The following is a 13,014-nucleotide window of genomic DNA, read 5'->3' as shown; positions in this document are numbered from 1 at the left end:
CAAAAGTCTTCTCTTGGACCGGCGTAGTTGGTAGCGTGCGTTCATGCTTTCCTACACAGCCGGGGACACTGACGTCCCGCTGCTTGAAGAGACAATTGGCGCCAACTTTGAACGCGTCGCGGCGCAGTTCCCGCTGCGCGACGCGCTCATCGAAGCCGCCGTGGTGCCCGGCGATGAGGCCAGGCGCTGGAGCTACGAAAAACTGAACGACGACGTCGACCGGCTCGCGCGTGCGCTCCTCGCCACGGGCGTCGCCAAGGGTGACAGGGTAGGCATCTGGAGCCCGAACTGCGCCGAGTGGACCATCCTGCAATACGCCACGGCGAAGGTGGGGGCGATCCTGGTCAACGTCAACCCGGCGTACCGCAGCCACGAACTCGAATTCGTGGTCCGCCAGAATGGCATGCGGATACTCGTGGCCGCTCCATCGGACAAGAACAGCGACTATGTGGGCATGGCCCGGGAGGCCTTGGCCAGTTGCCCCGAGCTTCGGGAGCTGGTCTTCCTTCCCGATCTGGGACTGGACATGCTCAACGCAGGCGAACCGCACACCGACGCCGAGCTGACGTACGCCGAACTGCTCAAGCGGGCGGACGACGTCGTGCCCTCAACGCTCAAGGCTCGCATGGCGGAACTGGATCCGCACGATCCCATCAATCTGCAATACACCTCAGGGACCACAGGCTTTCCCAAGGGCGCCACCCTGACGCACCACAACATCCTCAACAACGGCAACCAGATCGGCAGGCTGTTGGGATACACGGAACGCGACCGGGTGGTCCTTCCGGTGCCGTTCTACCACTGTTTCGGCATGGTCATCGGGAACCTGAACGCCCTGAGCTTCGGTGCGGCCACCATCATTCCCGGCCGCGGATTCACCCCGGCCGCCGCACTGGAAGCCGTGCAGGATTTTGGCGGGACCTCGCTGTATGGTGTGCCCACCATGTTCATTGCCGAGTTGGCTTTGCCGGATTTCGCCTCCTACGACCTCTCCACGCTGCGCACCGGCGTCATGGCCGGCTCACTGTGCCCCATCGAGGTCATGGAGCGCGTCATCGCCGAGATGAACATGCGGGACGTGGCCATTTGCTACGGCATGACGGAGACTTCGCCCGTGTCCACCATGACCCTCGCGGCCGACACCCTGGAGCAGAGGACCACCACGGTGGGGCGCACCATGCCTCGGCTTGAGTCCAAGATCGTGGATCCTGGCACTGGCGAAACCTTGGAACGCGGAGGGATCGGCGAACTGTGCACTCGGGGCTACTCCGTGATGGCCGGGTATTGGGACCAGCCCGAGAAGACTTCCGAAGCAATCGACGACGACGGCTGGATGCACACCGGCGACCTCGCACGGATGGACCCGGACGGTTTCATTGTGATCGAAGGCCGCATGAAGGACATGGTCATCCGCGGCGGAGAGAACGTCTATCCCCGTGAAATCGAGGAGTTCCTGTACCGGCATCCCGCCATCCAGGACGTCCAGGTGATCGGGGTGCCTGATGCCAAGTACGGCGAGGAACTCATGGCCTGCATCATCCTCAACCCGGGAGCAGCTTTGGACTTGGACGGAGTGCAGGAGTTCTGCCGCGGCAAACTGGCCCACTACAAGATCCCGCGCTACGTGGACATCAGGGAGAGCTTCCCCATGACAGTGTCCGGCAAGGTGCGCAAGATCGACATGCGCGAAGAAGCGATCGCCCGCCTGGGGCTCTAATTCCAACGCGGGGTCACTTACGGCCCATGCAGCGCAGCAACATGGGCCGTAAGTGACCCCGCGTTGGCGTGGTTGAAAGTCTGCCTGTGGATAACTCCTTGCCGGGGCCAGATTGCGGACAAACTGGATCCCATGGTTCGCATCATTCCGCTGCCGAAGGAACTCAGTAGCCGTCCTTTCACGGTCTACGAATCACGTGTACTTGGCGTCGCTCCGAAGCGGCTCCGGGCCAGGGATGTGTCCGACGGCGGTCGCCTGATTTATTTGCCTGCGGGTCGTGAGTTTGCATTTGCCGAACGGGCACGCGTCCTCGCCGCGGCAACACCGGGCGCCTGGGTTTCCCATGAGAGCGCCGCGGTATTGAGCCGGCTCGGCCTTCCTCCGTGGCTGGGCGGCGGCGAAACGGTCCACCTCAGCAAGCCCCATGAGCTTCCCCGGGTCCGCCGGACCGGAGTGACAGGGCACCGAGTGCGGGTCCTTCCTGGCGAAGTCACGGAAATAGACGGAATTCCGGTATCCTGCCCCTCCCGGACGTGGCTTGACCTGGCGCATCAGCTGCCGCTGCCGTACGTGATTGCCATGGGCGACCAGTTGATCCGCATGCCCCGCCCGGGCTTTGAAGGAAGGACGGAGCCCTACGCGAACAAGGAAGGGCTGCGCCTTCTGATCCGGCAGCATCCGAACATGAAAGGCGTGGAGAAGGCCCGGCTTGCCCTCGAAGACATGCGGGTCGGAGCAGACTCGTTTCCCGAAACATTCCTGCGGCTGGCCATGGTGGATGCACGATTGCCTGAACCGGAATTGCAGCTCCGCCTCGATCCGGACGATCTGTGGTCGCCGTGCGCGGACCTGGGGTACCGGCGGTTCCGGATCGCCGTGCAATATGACGGTGCCCCACATCTCACGCGGGACCAGCAGACAAGGGACAACCGGAGGGACGAGGCTTTCACCAGCGCCGGATGGTCCTACTTCAAGGCCAACGCCGATGACTTGGCCGAAGGGTTCACCGGCCTCATTGTCCGGATCAAGCGGGCGAAACTCCCAACGCGGGGTCACTTACGGCCCATCCCGCGCAGCAACATGGGCCGTAAGTGACCCCGCGTTGCTAGTGCCCTCGGTGGTCCTGGATGGTCATCCGCGGCCCGAACGTCGGCTTGCGGAAACCGCTGAGCCCCAGCATCCGGACTACCCGCTGCCGATGCCCGCGCCAAGGCTCCAGCAGGGCGATCATGCCCGCGTCGTCGGTCTTCCTGCCGGTCAACGCATAGCCAACGAACGAGGCCAAGTGGTAGTCGCCCACCGCGATCGAGTCCGGGCACCCATGGGTCCGCTGGACAACCTCGGCAGCGGTCCAGACTCCAATGCCCGGAATGGTTTGCAGCTTTGTTCCGGCTTCCACCGCGCTGAGTGAGGCGAGCCGTTCAAGCGCGACGGCGGATCGCAGCGCCCGCATGACGGTTGCCGAGCGCTGGGGACCCACGCCGGCCTTGTGCCATTCCCATGAAGGAATTGCGAGCCATTGGGCGGCGGTCGGCGGGACGAGCAGGCCCGACGGCAGGGCCGACGTCGAAAGCCGGCCGGCGCTGGGAGCTGCGGTTCCGTATCGGTACATCAGGTAGCGGTAGCCCCGGCGGGCTTCGATAGTGGTGACCTTTTGCTCAAGAATCGTGGGCACGAGGGAGTCCACCACGCGGCCGGTGGTAGGTAAACGGACGGCGAGGTTCCGGCGTCGGGCTTCCCTGACCATTCGCGGAAGGGTGGCGTGGAACGCGGCGTCGTCAAAGCCGGACCAGTCGTCCCCGCTTCCCAGCAACGCTGGCACGGAGTTGATCGCGGAACGTGAGCCGGATCCCCAGGCCTGGGCATCGACATGCGCGTCTGCGCCATTTCCGGCTGCAGTGAGGCGCAGGGTGGCCGGGCCGTCCGGCGTCGTGAACGCCATCCACACGCCGTCGTGCCGCGCCGCGAAGGACGGATCCCCGTTGCCCCGCCTGAGGATTCCCACGGTCTGGAGAAGGTCGAAGGGACCGCCGGGATGCCACCGCACAGACGCGTCGGCCGCGGCCGCTGCGGCGGGTGGGGCATCGACGATGGTCATTCATTCATGGTCGCATGCCCACCTGACAACACTCGAAAGAGCGGCGGCCGAGCCCCTTACGCCGCGAAACCCACACGACTAGACTCCACGTGTGGCGCGGGGCGTCTGCGCCTTCCACGACAATCTCAGGAGAACGCAATGGCTGGTGTTGTGCATTTTGAAATCCCCGCGGACGACAAGGAGCGGGCCAACACTTTCTACCAGGGTGCCTTCGGCTGGATGCTCAATCCCATGCAGGAGATGGACTACACGATCGCAATCACCACGCCTTCAGACCCGCAGACCGGAATGCCGAGCGCGCCCGGGGCCATCAATGGTGCACTCTTCCCGCGCTCGGAAGAGCTGAAGACGCCCATCATCACCGTTGACGTGGAAGACATCGAGGCTTCGCTTGGCCAAATCGAGAGTGCGGGCGGTTCAGTGGTCAAAGGCAAGGATGCTGTTCCGGGTATGGGCTACTACGCGTATTTCAAGGACACTGAAGGTAACATCCTGGGCCTTTGGCAGACCGACTCTTCGGCGGCAGGCCCTGCACCGGCTGAGTGAGCCGATTGCTCCGGGGCCGCCTATTCCGCCCCGAAGCGCCCGCGTGCCTCCACCGGAATCAGGGGCTTCTCGGCGCGGACCTTGAGTTCCTGGACGGCCCAGGTGTTGCCGTCGGGGTCGGCGAACCCGAAGAACGTGCCGCCGTCGCGCTCGTCAAACACGGTGATTTCGCTGGCCTCGACGCCGCGGCTGAGCAATTCTTCCCGCGCAGCACGCGCATCCGCGACCACAAGCTGCAGCCCCCGCATGGAACCCGGCGCCATCTCATTCTGCGCCGGGAGGTCGCCGATGACGATCGAGCATCCTGAACCCGGGGGAGTCAGCTGCGCCACGTGCATGTGCTCGTTGGTGGTGTTGTGGTCAAGGTCGAAGCCCACCTTGTCACGGTAGAACTCGATGGCGCGGTCAATGTCACTCACGGGGAGCACAACCACTTCGAGGGTCCAATCCACGGTGCATGTCCTTTCCTTGGAGGGTGTCACGGCTAGCTTGCCCTGAGAGGCCTTCCCTTGGCTAGACATGGACCCGGCACGGCTAGCACCGGAGCAGTCCCGACCAAGCGGTAACTTGGTACCTATGAAGTACGCCCAGTCCGTTCTGGACCTCATTGGCAATACACCGCTCATCAAGCTCAACCACGTGACCGGGGACATCAAAGCCACCGTCCTCGTGAAGCTCGAGTACGTGAACCCTGGCGGCTCCATCAAGGACCGCATCGCCGTGAAGATGATCGAGGAGGCGGAGCGGGACGGGAAGCTCAAGCCGGGCGGAACCATCGTGGAGCCGACCTCCGGCAACACCGGCGTGGGACTTGCCTTGGTGGCCCAGCAAAAGGGATACAAGTGCATCTTCGTAGTCCCGGACAAAGTGGGCGAGGACAAGCGTGCCGTGCTCCAGGCCTATGGCGCAGAAGTCGTGGTCACTCCCACCTCCGTGGCCCCGGACAGTCCGCAAAGCTACTACAGCGTCTCCGACCGGCTCGTCTCCGAGATCCCCGGCGCCTACAAACCGGACCAGTTCTCCAACCCCGCAGCCCCCGGCAGCCACTACGAAACCACCGGGCCCGAAATCTGGCGTGACACCGACGGAAAGATCACCCATGTTGTGATCGGCGCGGGCACGGGCGGCACCATCACCGGCACGGGCCGGTACCTCAAGGATGTGTCCGCCAACCGGCCGGAGTCCGACGGCGGCCGGGTCAAGGTCATCGGCGCGGACCCGGCAGGCTCGGTCTACTCGGGCGGCACCGGGCGGCCCTATTTCGTGGAAGGCGTCGGCGAGGACATGTGGCCGGCCAACTACGACAAGACCGTGCCGGACGATGTCATTGCCGTGAGCGACGCCGACTCGTTCGAGATGACCCGGCGCCTGGCCCGCGAGGAAGGCCTCCTCGTGGGCGGGTCCTCCGGCATGGCTGTGGTTGCCGCGTTGCAGGTGGCCAAGAACCTTGGCGAGGAAGCCGTCGTCGTCGTGATCCTGCCGGACTCCGGCCGCGGCTACCTCGCGAAGATTTTCAATGACAAGTGGATGCGGTCCTACGGCTTCCTCTCGGGCGGTGAGGAAGCCTCGGTTGGCGAGGTTTTGAAATCCAAGACCGGCGAGATGCCGGACCTCGTCCACATCCACCCCAACGAGACCGTGCGCGATGTCATCAACATCATGAACGAGTTCGGGGTCTCGCACATCCCGGTCCTCTCACAGGAACCGCCAGTGGTTATGGGCGAGGTCCTCGGCGCGGTCGATGAGCGCACTTTGACCACCAAGCTGTTCCGCGGCGAGGCGAAATTGACCGACAAGATCTCCGAGCACATGGGGGAGCGACTGCCCGTGATCGGCTCCCTGGAAACCATTTCCGCCGCACGGGAGCTGCTGTCCGACGTCGACACCGTGATGGTGACGTTTGTCGGAGCGCCCGTGGGCATCCTCACCCGCCACGACCTTCTCGCCTACCTGAGCAACTGACACTAGGAGTTCACATGTCTGCAAACGAAGCAGGATTCAACACGCGTGCCGTCCACGCCGGCCAGGCCTTCGAACCGCGTACCGGCGCCGTGGTTCCGCCGCTGCATTTCAGTTCGACATATGCCCAGGACGGCATAGGCGGTTTGCGCGACGGCTACGAGTATGGCCGCGGCACCAACCCCACCCGCGATGCGCTGCAGGAGCAACTGGCCGCGCTCGAGGGCGGATCCCACGCATACAGCTTCAGCTCGGGCCTTGCCGCAGAAGACTCCCTGATCCGTGCAATTGCCCGGCCCGGCGACCACATCGTCCTTGGCAACGACGCCTACGGCGGAACCTACAGGCTCATCAACCGTGTGCTCGGCGAGTGGGGCATCGGCAACACACCGGTGGACATGTCCAACCTTGACGCTGTTGCCGAGGCCGTCGCGGCGAACAAGACCCGCATCGTCTGGGTGGAAACCCCGTCCAACCCGATGATGAAGATCACCGATATCGAGGCGCTCGCCAAAGTAGCGCACGACGCCGGTGCGCTCCTGGTGGTCGACAACACCTTTGCGTCGCCCTACCTGCAGACGCCGCTCGCCCTGGGTGCCGACGTCGTGGTCCACTCGACCACCAAGTACATCGGCGGCCACTCGGACGTGGTGGGCGGTGCGATCGTGGTCAAGGACGCCGAACTGGCCGAGAAGATCGGCTTTGTGCAGTTCGCCGTCGGCGCTGTGTCAGGACCCATGGACGCGTTCCTGACCACCCGTGGCCTCAAGACGCTCGGCGTGCGCATGGACCGCCACAGCGAGAACGCCCAGGCCGTGGCCGAGTGGTTGCTTGAGCGTCCGGAAGTTGAAGCCGTGCTGTACCCGGGCCTGCCTTCCCACCCGGGCCACGAGCTCGCTGCGAAGCAGATGAAGAAGTTCGGCGGCATGATTTCGGTGCAGTTCAAGGGTGGTGAAGCTGCCGCCCGCAAGGTGGCAGAGTCCACCCAAGTGTTCACGCTGGCCGAGTCCCTGGGCGGCATCGAATCGCTCATGAACTACCCCTCGGAGATGACGCATGCCTCGGTCAAGGGCACGGAGCTGGCCGTTCCGGTCAATCTGATCCGGCTTTCCTGCGGTATCGAGGACGTCGAAGACCTCATTGCGGACCTTGAGCAGGCGATCGGCAACATCACGGACTGAAGGCCCCTCCATTTCTGACCTTCTTTGATTTACGGATCGGCCGGGACACGCCATCACAGCGGCGTGTCCCGGCCGATCTGCGTTCAAACAGGGTCAGGAAGGGAAGGCCTCAGCAAAGTCCCTAGCCGGAGACGCCCACCTGGCCGTCTTCTTCGCGCCCTGTGAGGCGACGGCGGAAGGAGGGATCGTCCGGCGAGGTGAATTCGACGTCGTACCAGCCCTGGAGTGTCTGCCAGCCGATCTTCTTCTTCTGGCCTGGCTTCAGGACCTGCTGGTCTTGATCCGCGCTGTACTGCAACGCGGCGATCTTGAGCTGGACGGTCTTGTCTCCGTTGTTGCGCAGTTCGATTTCCACCTCCTTCTTGCCGCGGGGGCCAGTGATGGTGACGTCGACGCCGGCCGCGGCACCCGCCGTCGTGCCCTTCAGTTCGTACTGGTAGCGGTTGGGGCCCGTCACGATCAGGTCGAAAGAGCCTCCGGCAAGCGGCAACTGCACGTCTACAGGAGCCTTCACGTCGACGTGGCGGGGTTCGGTGACCTCGCCCGCGTAGCCGTAGATGGTGAAATGGGCGGACTGAGTGCCGTTGTTATCCAGGGCCAGCGCGATGTTGCTGGTCGTTACCGCAGCGGACGTCCGGGGGCGGTAGGGGAGCGGACGGGCGGGGCGGCTTCCGGATTCCTGGATGGGCGCCACTTGGACGGCCGGCGGGTTTGGGCGCCAGCGTGAGATCTTGGCGGGTACCGGACCTGGGTGGTCCAGGACGGGCGGAGTGCCTGCGGCCTCAAAGTTGAAGACACCGGTCAAGTCGCCGCATACTTCTCGGCGCCACGCGGAGATGTTCGGTTCCTGGACTCCGGTCCAGCGCTCGAGGAAGCGGATCACGGAGGTGTGGTCGAAGGTCTCTGAGCTGACGTAACCACCGATCGTCCACGGCGAGACGACGGTCATGGGTACGCGGGGGCCGAGGCCGACGGGGAGCGCGGTGGTCCAGTCGGTGGATTCGCCCGACGCCGGGCGGGGCTGCACGGGCGGGGGAACGTGGTCGAAGTAGCCGTCGTTCTCGTCGAAGTTCAGGAAGATGGCCGTGCTTGCCCAGACATCCGGGTTGCTGGCAACAGTGTCCAGCAAGCGGTAGACGAAGTTGGCGCTTCCCACGGGCGTGGAGGAACTGGGGTGCTCGGAATCGGCGGCGGAGGGCACTAGCCAGCTGACCTGGGGCAGGGAGCCGGCGCTGATGTCCGTGCTGAGGCGCTGCAAGAGGGTGTTCGGGCGGCCGCGGCGCATGCCCTTGTCGAAGAGGGCCTTCTCAGAGTCGCTCAGAAGCCCGCGGGCTTGTTCCAGCTGGGCGAGGAGGCGGTCCTGCTCGGCTGGCGTCTTTCCCGCGAGTTTGTCGTAGAACTCCTCCGTGGTGCGCAGGTTTCCGTCCACGGCTGCGAGCATCTTGTGTCCGATCGCCTTGAACGTCTGGAAGTATTCCACGGCGTTGTCTGTGAAGTTGTCCCAATCCTGGTAGATCTGCCAGGACACGCCGGCCTGTTCAAGCCGTTCAGGGTAGGTGGTCCAGCTGTAGCCGCCATGGTCGTAGCTGTAGGCGGCGTTGGTGACTGCCCGTTTGGTGCTGCCGGGCTCGGTCCCCGTGGTGCCGCTCCAGAGGTAGTTGCGGTTGGGGTTGGTGGAGCCGTTCACGGAGCAGTGGTAGGCATCGCAGATCGTGAAGGTGTCGGCGAGCTCGTACTGCAAGGGGATGTCCGAGCGCTCGTAGAACGTCATGGTGGAGGCACTCTTGGCCGGGACCCACTTGTCGCACCAGCCGTGGTTCCACGCTGCTGTAGTGCCCGAGAAAGAATGGTCCAAGGCGTTCAGGTACTGGATATCCGAATCCGGCCGGCCAGCGAGTTCCGCAGCTTTGCGAAGGGAGAACGGCAGGACGCTTTCGCCGGTGGCGCGGGGCTGTTCGAACATGGAACGGCCGTTGGGCAACCGGGTGATGGACTTGTCCGCATAGCCGCGTACTCCGCGCAGCGAACCGAAGTAGTGGTCGAAGGAGCGGTTCTCCTGCATGAGCACAATGACGTGCTTGATGGACTGGAGGCTTCCAGGAGCCACCGGTTTGGCCATTGCGGCCTGGACCGAAGGCGGCAAGAGCGAACCCGTGGCTGCGAGGGCTGTGGCTGCGGCGGCGGTGCCGAGGAAGCCTCGTCGGGAGAGTCCGGGGTTGGGATTGTTCTTCGTTTGCGGGGTGTCCGTTGACATCGAAGAGGGTGCCTTTCATAAGGGGGTTGACCCTGCGAATCTAGGCTCCGCGGATAAACCCTCGGTAAACTTCGTGGACACCATCCGGCCACCGTCCGGTCTTTTGATGGCCACGAATGGTCCATAGTCTGGCTTTCTTTAGAAAAGCCATCTATTCTCTAGCCATGCCCTTACGATCCGATTGGTCCGAGTGGACGTGCAGCCTGGCCCGCGGCCTTGACATCCTCGGCGACCCTTGGGGAAGCCTGGTGCTGCGGGAGGTCTTCTTCGGCAACGGGCGCTTCGACGCCATCAAGGCGCGGCTTGGGGTGGCCGACAACGTCCTGAGCAAGCGGCTGGGTTGGCTGCTTGAGGCCGGCCTCCTTGCCCAACGGCCCTACGCAGACGGCGCTCGCGTGCGCCAAGAGTACGTCCTCACCACCAAGGGCGAGGATGCCTTGCCTGTCCTGAATGCCATCATCATCTGGTCCGAGAAACATCTCGATGCCCCCGCGGACAACGCCCACATGCGGGTGATCCACAACGGCTGTGGACTGCCGACGGCGTCGGCCGACACTTGCTCCCATTGCGGGTCCCGGCTCACGGCGGCCAACACCAGCTGGCACAGCCTCACGCGATCGGAACAGCCGCTCGCCCTGGCCACGGCCCCAACACTTGCCGCAGTCGCCCTCCCGAACGAATCGGAGCCCTCCGCATGACCGCACCCAACCCCACCAAAATAGCCACCGGCAAGCCCCCGCGGAAGCGACTTCACCCCGCGTGGATCGTGGCTGCCGTCGCGTTCCTGGCACTCGTGGGCGCAGCTGGATTCCGGGCGGCACCCGGCGTGCTCATGGTCCCGCTGCAGCAGGAGTTCGGCTGGTCCACCACGGTCCTGTCCCTCGCCGTCAGCATCAACCTGGTGCTGTTCGGGCTCACGGCCCCGTTTGCCGCTGCGCTGATGGAACGCTTCGGCATCCGCACCGTCACCTCGATCGCACTCTGCCTGATTGGCCTCGGCTCGGCGCTGACCGTGTTCGTGAACCAGTCCTGGCAGATCCTGCTGACCTGGGGCGTGCTGATCGGCCTCGGCACGGGATCCATGGCCTTGGTCTTCGCCGCTACTATCGCCAACACGTGGTTCTCCAAGAGCCGCGGGCTGGTGATCGGCATCTTGACAGCGGGCAGCGCGGCAGGGCAGTTGGTCTTCCTGCCATTCATCGCGGTGCTCGCCCAGAACCCGGGCTGGCGCGGCGCCTCGCTGCTCATCGCTGCCGGCGCGCTCGCCGTGGTGCCGCTCGTGCTGCGCTGGCTCAAGAACTCACCGGCCGACGTCGGGGTCCAACCCTATGGCGCCGACAAGGAGCAGCCGACGACGGCGGAAGTCGCCGAAGTTGCGGACGTCACCGAAGCTGGAGGTACAGCAACGGTCGCCGCCAAGGCGCCCAACGCCGCCGTGCGGGCACTGCAGGTGCTCAAGCGGGCCAGCAAGGTGCGCACTTTCTGGGCCCTCGTTGCCGGTTTCGCCATCTGTGGTGCAACGACCAACGGACTGATCGGCACCCACTTCATTCCCTCGGCGCACGATCACGGAATGCCCGAAACCACCGCGGCGGGCTTGCTGGCCGTCGTCGGGATCTTCGACATCGTGGGCACCATCGCTTCCGGCTGGTTGACGGACCGTTTCAACCCCAAGGTGCTCCTGGCGGTGTATTACCAGTTCCGCGGCATCGGCCTCTTGGTGTTGCCTGTGCTGTTGGGCTCCACGGTGGAACCCAGCATGATCTTGTTCGTGGTGGTTTACGGCCTGGACTGGGTGGCCACGGTGCCCCCGACGGCGGCCATCTGCCGCAAGGTGTTCGGGGCCGACGGCTCGGTGGTGTTCGGCTGGGTCTTCGCCGCGCACCAGCTCGGGGCAGCGGTTGCCGCGCTACTGGCGGGCTACATCCGCGACGCCACGGGCCACTACACCTACGCATGGATTGGCGCCGCCGCGATGTGCACCGTGGCTGCCGTCATCAGCGCCACCATCCGCAAGGACGCAGGGAAGAAGGAACCCATCCCGGTTGGAGCCTAGGCCGCGGGTGATTCCTAGCGGAACGCCGGGATGCCGGTGATGTGGTGGCCCAGGATGAGGGTGTGCACTTCGTCTGTTCCTTCGTAAGTGCGCACCGATTCCAGATTGTTGGCATGGCGGAGCGGCGGATAGTCCAGGGTAATGCCGTTTCCACCCAGGATGGTGCGTGCTTCGCGGGCGATCTTGATGGCTTCACGAACGTTGTTGAGTTTGCCCATGGAGATTTGTTCCGGGCGTAGCTTGCCGGCATCCTTGAGGCGTCCGAGATGTAGAGCCAGCAGGGTGCCCTTCTGGATCTCCAGGAGCATGTTGACGAGTTTTTCCTGCGTCAGCTGGTAGCCGGCCAACGGTTTGCCGAATTGCATGCGGCTTCCGGCATATTCGAGCGCTGCCTCGTAGGAGTCGCGGGCCGCGCCCATGGCGCCCCAGGCGATGCCGTAGCGGGCCTCGCTGAGGCAAGTGAACGGGCCCCGGAGTCCCGCGGCTCCCGGGAGGAGGGCCTCCGGACCCAGCCGGACGGCGTCGAACACTACATCGCATTGGATCGAGGCGCGCATGGAAAGCTTCGCTTCGATGGGAGTCACGGTGACCCCGGGAGTGCCTGCCGGAACCAGGAAACCCCGGATCCCGTCGTCGGTGTTGGCCCACACCACCATGACGTCCGCAATGGATGCCATCCCGATCCAACGCTTCGAACCGTCCAGGACCCAGCCGGCGTCGTTGCCTGTGCCGTCGCGGCGCGCAAAGCTGGCCATCGACGACGGGTCCGAACCCGCCGTCGGCTCCGTCAACGCGAAGCAGCCAATCAGTTCGCCCGCAGCCATGCGGGGGAGCCATTGTTCCTTCTGGTCTTCGCTGCCCCATTTATGGATCGCGGTCATGGCGAGCGAACCTTGGACCGACACGAAGGTGCGAATGCCGGAATCACCGGCCTCGAGTTCCATCGCGGCAAGGCCGTATTCGACGGCGGTGCGGCCGGGACAGCCATAGCCCTCCAGGTGCATGCCAAGGACGCCGAGTTCACCGAGTTCGGCCGGCAACTCCCGTGGGAAGACGGCGTCCTCGTACCACCGGGCGATGTTTGGCCGGATGCGCTGGTCCGTAAAGTCACGCACCTTCTCGCGAACCTCCAGTTCCTCCACGCTCAAGAGGGAATCGAGGGCCAGGACATCGGAGGTATTCGTCGTTGAATGGCTCATGCCA

At 64.5% G+C, this 13,014-nt stretch carries 11 protein-coding genes; 7 read left to right on the top strand and 4 right to left on the bottom strand.

The window, feature by feature from the left end:
* Positions 1-43 precede the first annotated feature (43 nt).
* Entirely contained in the window at positions 44-1,717 is a 1,674-nt protein-coding gene (locus tag ACX5I4_RS16525) for an AMP-binding protein (RefSeq protein WP_461837589.1), read from the top strand.
* Between the two features lie 132 nt (positions 1,718-1,849).
* Positions 1,850-2,812: a hypothetical protein gene (locus ACX5I4_RS16520; protein ID WP_461837588.1), complete on the top strand. Its 963-nt coding sequence runs from the start codon at positions 1,850-1,852 to the stop codon at positions 2,810-2,812.
* A gap of 10 nt (positions 2,813-2,822) precedes the next feature.
* Here the strand turns inward: ACX5I4_RS16520 and ACX5I4_RS16515 are convergent, their stop codons facing one another.
* Complete coding sequence (locus tag ACX5I4_RS16515) at positions 2,823-3,815, bottom strand: DNA-3-methyladenine glycosylase family protein (protein ID WP_461837587.1); 993 nt, start codon at positions 3,813-3,815, stop codon at positions 2,823-2,825.
* 138 nt (positions 3,816-3,953) lie between these two features.
* On the opposite strand from ACX5I4_RS16515, the gene ACX5I4_RS16510 reads away from it, so the two are divergent.
* Positions 3,954-4,361 carry a VOC family protein gene (locus ACX5I4_RS16510; protein WP_461837586.1) on the top strand — a complete coding sequence of 136 codons (408 nt, stop codon included), beginning with the start codon at positions 3,954-3,956 and terminating at the stop codon, positions 4,359-4,361.
* A 20-nt stretch (positions 4,362-4,381) separates the two neighbouring features.
* Here the strand turns inward: ACX5I4_RS16510 and ACX5I4_RS16505 are convergent, their stop codons facing one another.
* On the bottom strand, positions 4,382-4,813 hold the full coding sequence (locus ACX5I4_RS16505) for a VOC family protein (protein ID WP_461837585.1): 432 nt from the start codon (positions 4,811-4,813) through the stop codon (positions 4,382-4,384).
* Between the two features lie 124 nt (positions 4,814-4,937).
* Here ACX5I4_RS16505 and ACX5I4_RS16500 point away from each other — a divergent pair, with 124 nt between their 5' ends.
* Together ACX5I4_RS16500 and ACX5I4_RS16495 are read left to right on the top strand one after the other, a co-directional pair.
* On the top strand, positions 4,938-6,323 hold the full coding sequence (locus ACX5I4_RS16500; protein ID WP_461837584.1) for a cystathionine beta-synthase: 1,386 nt from the start codon (positions 4,938-4,940) through the stop codon (positions 6,321-6,323).
* A 14-nt stretch (positions 6,324-6,337) separates the two neighbouring features.
* On the top strand, positions 6,338-7,501 hold the full coding sequence (locus tag ACX5I4_RS16495; RefSeq protein ID WP_461837583.1) for a cystathionine gamma-synthase: 1,164 nt from the start codon (positions 6,338-6,340) through the stop codon (positions 7,499-7,501).
* Between the two features lie 121 nt (positions 7,502-7,622).
* On the opposite strand, the gene ACX5I4_RS16490 is transcribed toward ACX5I4_RS16495, so the two are convergent.
* A complete protein-coding gene (locus ACX5I4_RS16490; RefSeq protein ID WP_461837582.1) occupies positions 7,623-9,755 on the bottom strand; it encodes a phosphocholine-specific phospholipase C in 2,133 nt (710 codons plus the stop codon).
* Between the two features lie 164 nt (positions 9,756-9,919).
* Here ACX5I4_RS16490 and ACX5I4_RS16485 point away from each other — a divergent pair, with 164 nt between their 5' ends.
* Positions 9,920-10,453, top strand: a complete 534-nt coding sequence (locus tag ACX5I4_RS16485) for a winged helix-turn-helix transcriptional regulator (RefSeq protein ID WP_461837581.1) — start codon at positions 9,920-9,922, stop codon at positions 10,451-10,453.
* Positions 10,450-11,811, top strand: a complete 1,362-nt coding sequence (locus ACX5I4_RS16480; protein WP_461837580.1) for an MFS transporter — start codon at positions 10,450-10,452, stop codon at positions 11,809-11,811. Before ACX5I4_RS16485 ends, ACX5I4_RS16480 begins: the two co-directional genes overlap by 4 nt.
* A gap of 14 nt (positions 11,812-11,825) precedes the next feature.
* Here ACX5I4_RS16480 and ACX5I4_RS16475 read toward each other — a convergent pair whose 3' ends face one another.
* Positions 11,826-13,010 carry an acyl-CoA dehydrogenase family protein gene (locus tag ACX5I4_RS16475; RefSeq protein WP_461837579.1) on the bottom strand — a complete coding sequence of 395 codons (1,185 nt, stop codon included), beginning with the start codon at positions 13,008-13,010 and terminating at the stop codon, positions 11,826-11,828.
* Positions 13,011-13,014: the final 4 nt, after the last annotated feature.

Source organism: Arthrobacter sp. MMS24-S77, from assembly GCF_054888235.1.
This window is presented reverse-complemented; position numbering and strand designations above follow the sequence as displayed.

What these genes read in the sequence shown, in the direction of transcription:
- ACX5I4_RS16525 (WP_461837589.1), top strand. Translation starts at nt 44, where the DNA reads ATGCTTTCCTACACAGCCGGGGACACTGACGTCCCGCTGCTTGAAGAG.
- ACX5I4_RS16520 (WP_461837588.1), top strand. Translation starts at nt 1,850, where the DNA reads ATGGTTCGCATCATTCCGCTGCCGAAGGAACTCAGTAGCCGTCCTTTC.
- ACX5I4_RS16515 (WP_461837587.1), bottom strand. Translation starts at nt 3,815, where the DNA reads ATGACCATCGTCGATGCCCCACCCGCCGCAGCGGCCGCGGCCGACGCG.
- ACX5I4_RS16510 (WP_461837586.1), top strand. Translation starts at nt 3,954, where the DNA reads ATGGCTGGTGTTGTGCATTTTGAAATCCCCGCGGACGACAAGGAGCGG.
- ACX5I4_RS16500 (WP_461837584.1), top strand. Translation starts at nt 4,938, where the DNA reads ATGAAGTACGCCCAGTCCGTTCTGGACCTCATTGGCAATACACCGCTC.
- ACX5I4_RS16495 (WP_461837583.1), top strand. Translation starts at nt 6,338, where the DNA reads ATGTCTGCAAACGAAGCAGGATTCAACACGCGTGCCGTCCACGCCGGC.
- ACX5I4_RS16490 (WP_461837582.1), bottom strand. Translation starts at nt 9,755, where the DNA reads ATGTCAACGGACACCCCGCAAACGAAGAACAATCCCAACCCCGGACTC.
- ACX5I4_RS16485 (WP_461837581.1), top strand. Translation starts at nt 9,920, where the DNA reads ATGCCCTTACGATCCGATTGGTCCGAGTGGACGTGCAGCCTGGCCCGC.
- ACX5I4_RS16480 (WP_461837580.1), top strand. Translation starts at nt 10,450, where the DNA reads ATGACCGCACCCAACCCCACCAAAATAGCCACCGGCAAGCCCCCGCGG.
- ACX5I4_RS16475 (WP_461837579.1), bottom strand. Translation starts at nt 13,010, where the DNA reads ATGAGCCATTCAACGACGAATACCTCCGATGTCCTGGCCCTCGATTCC.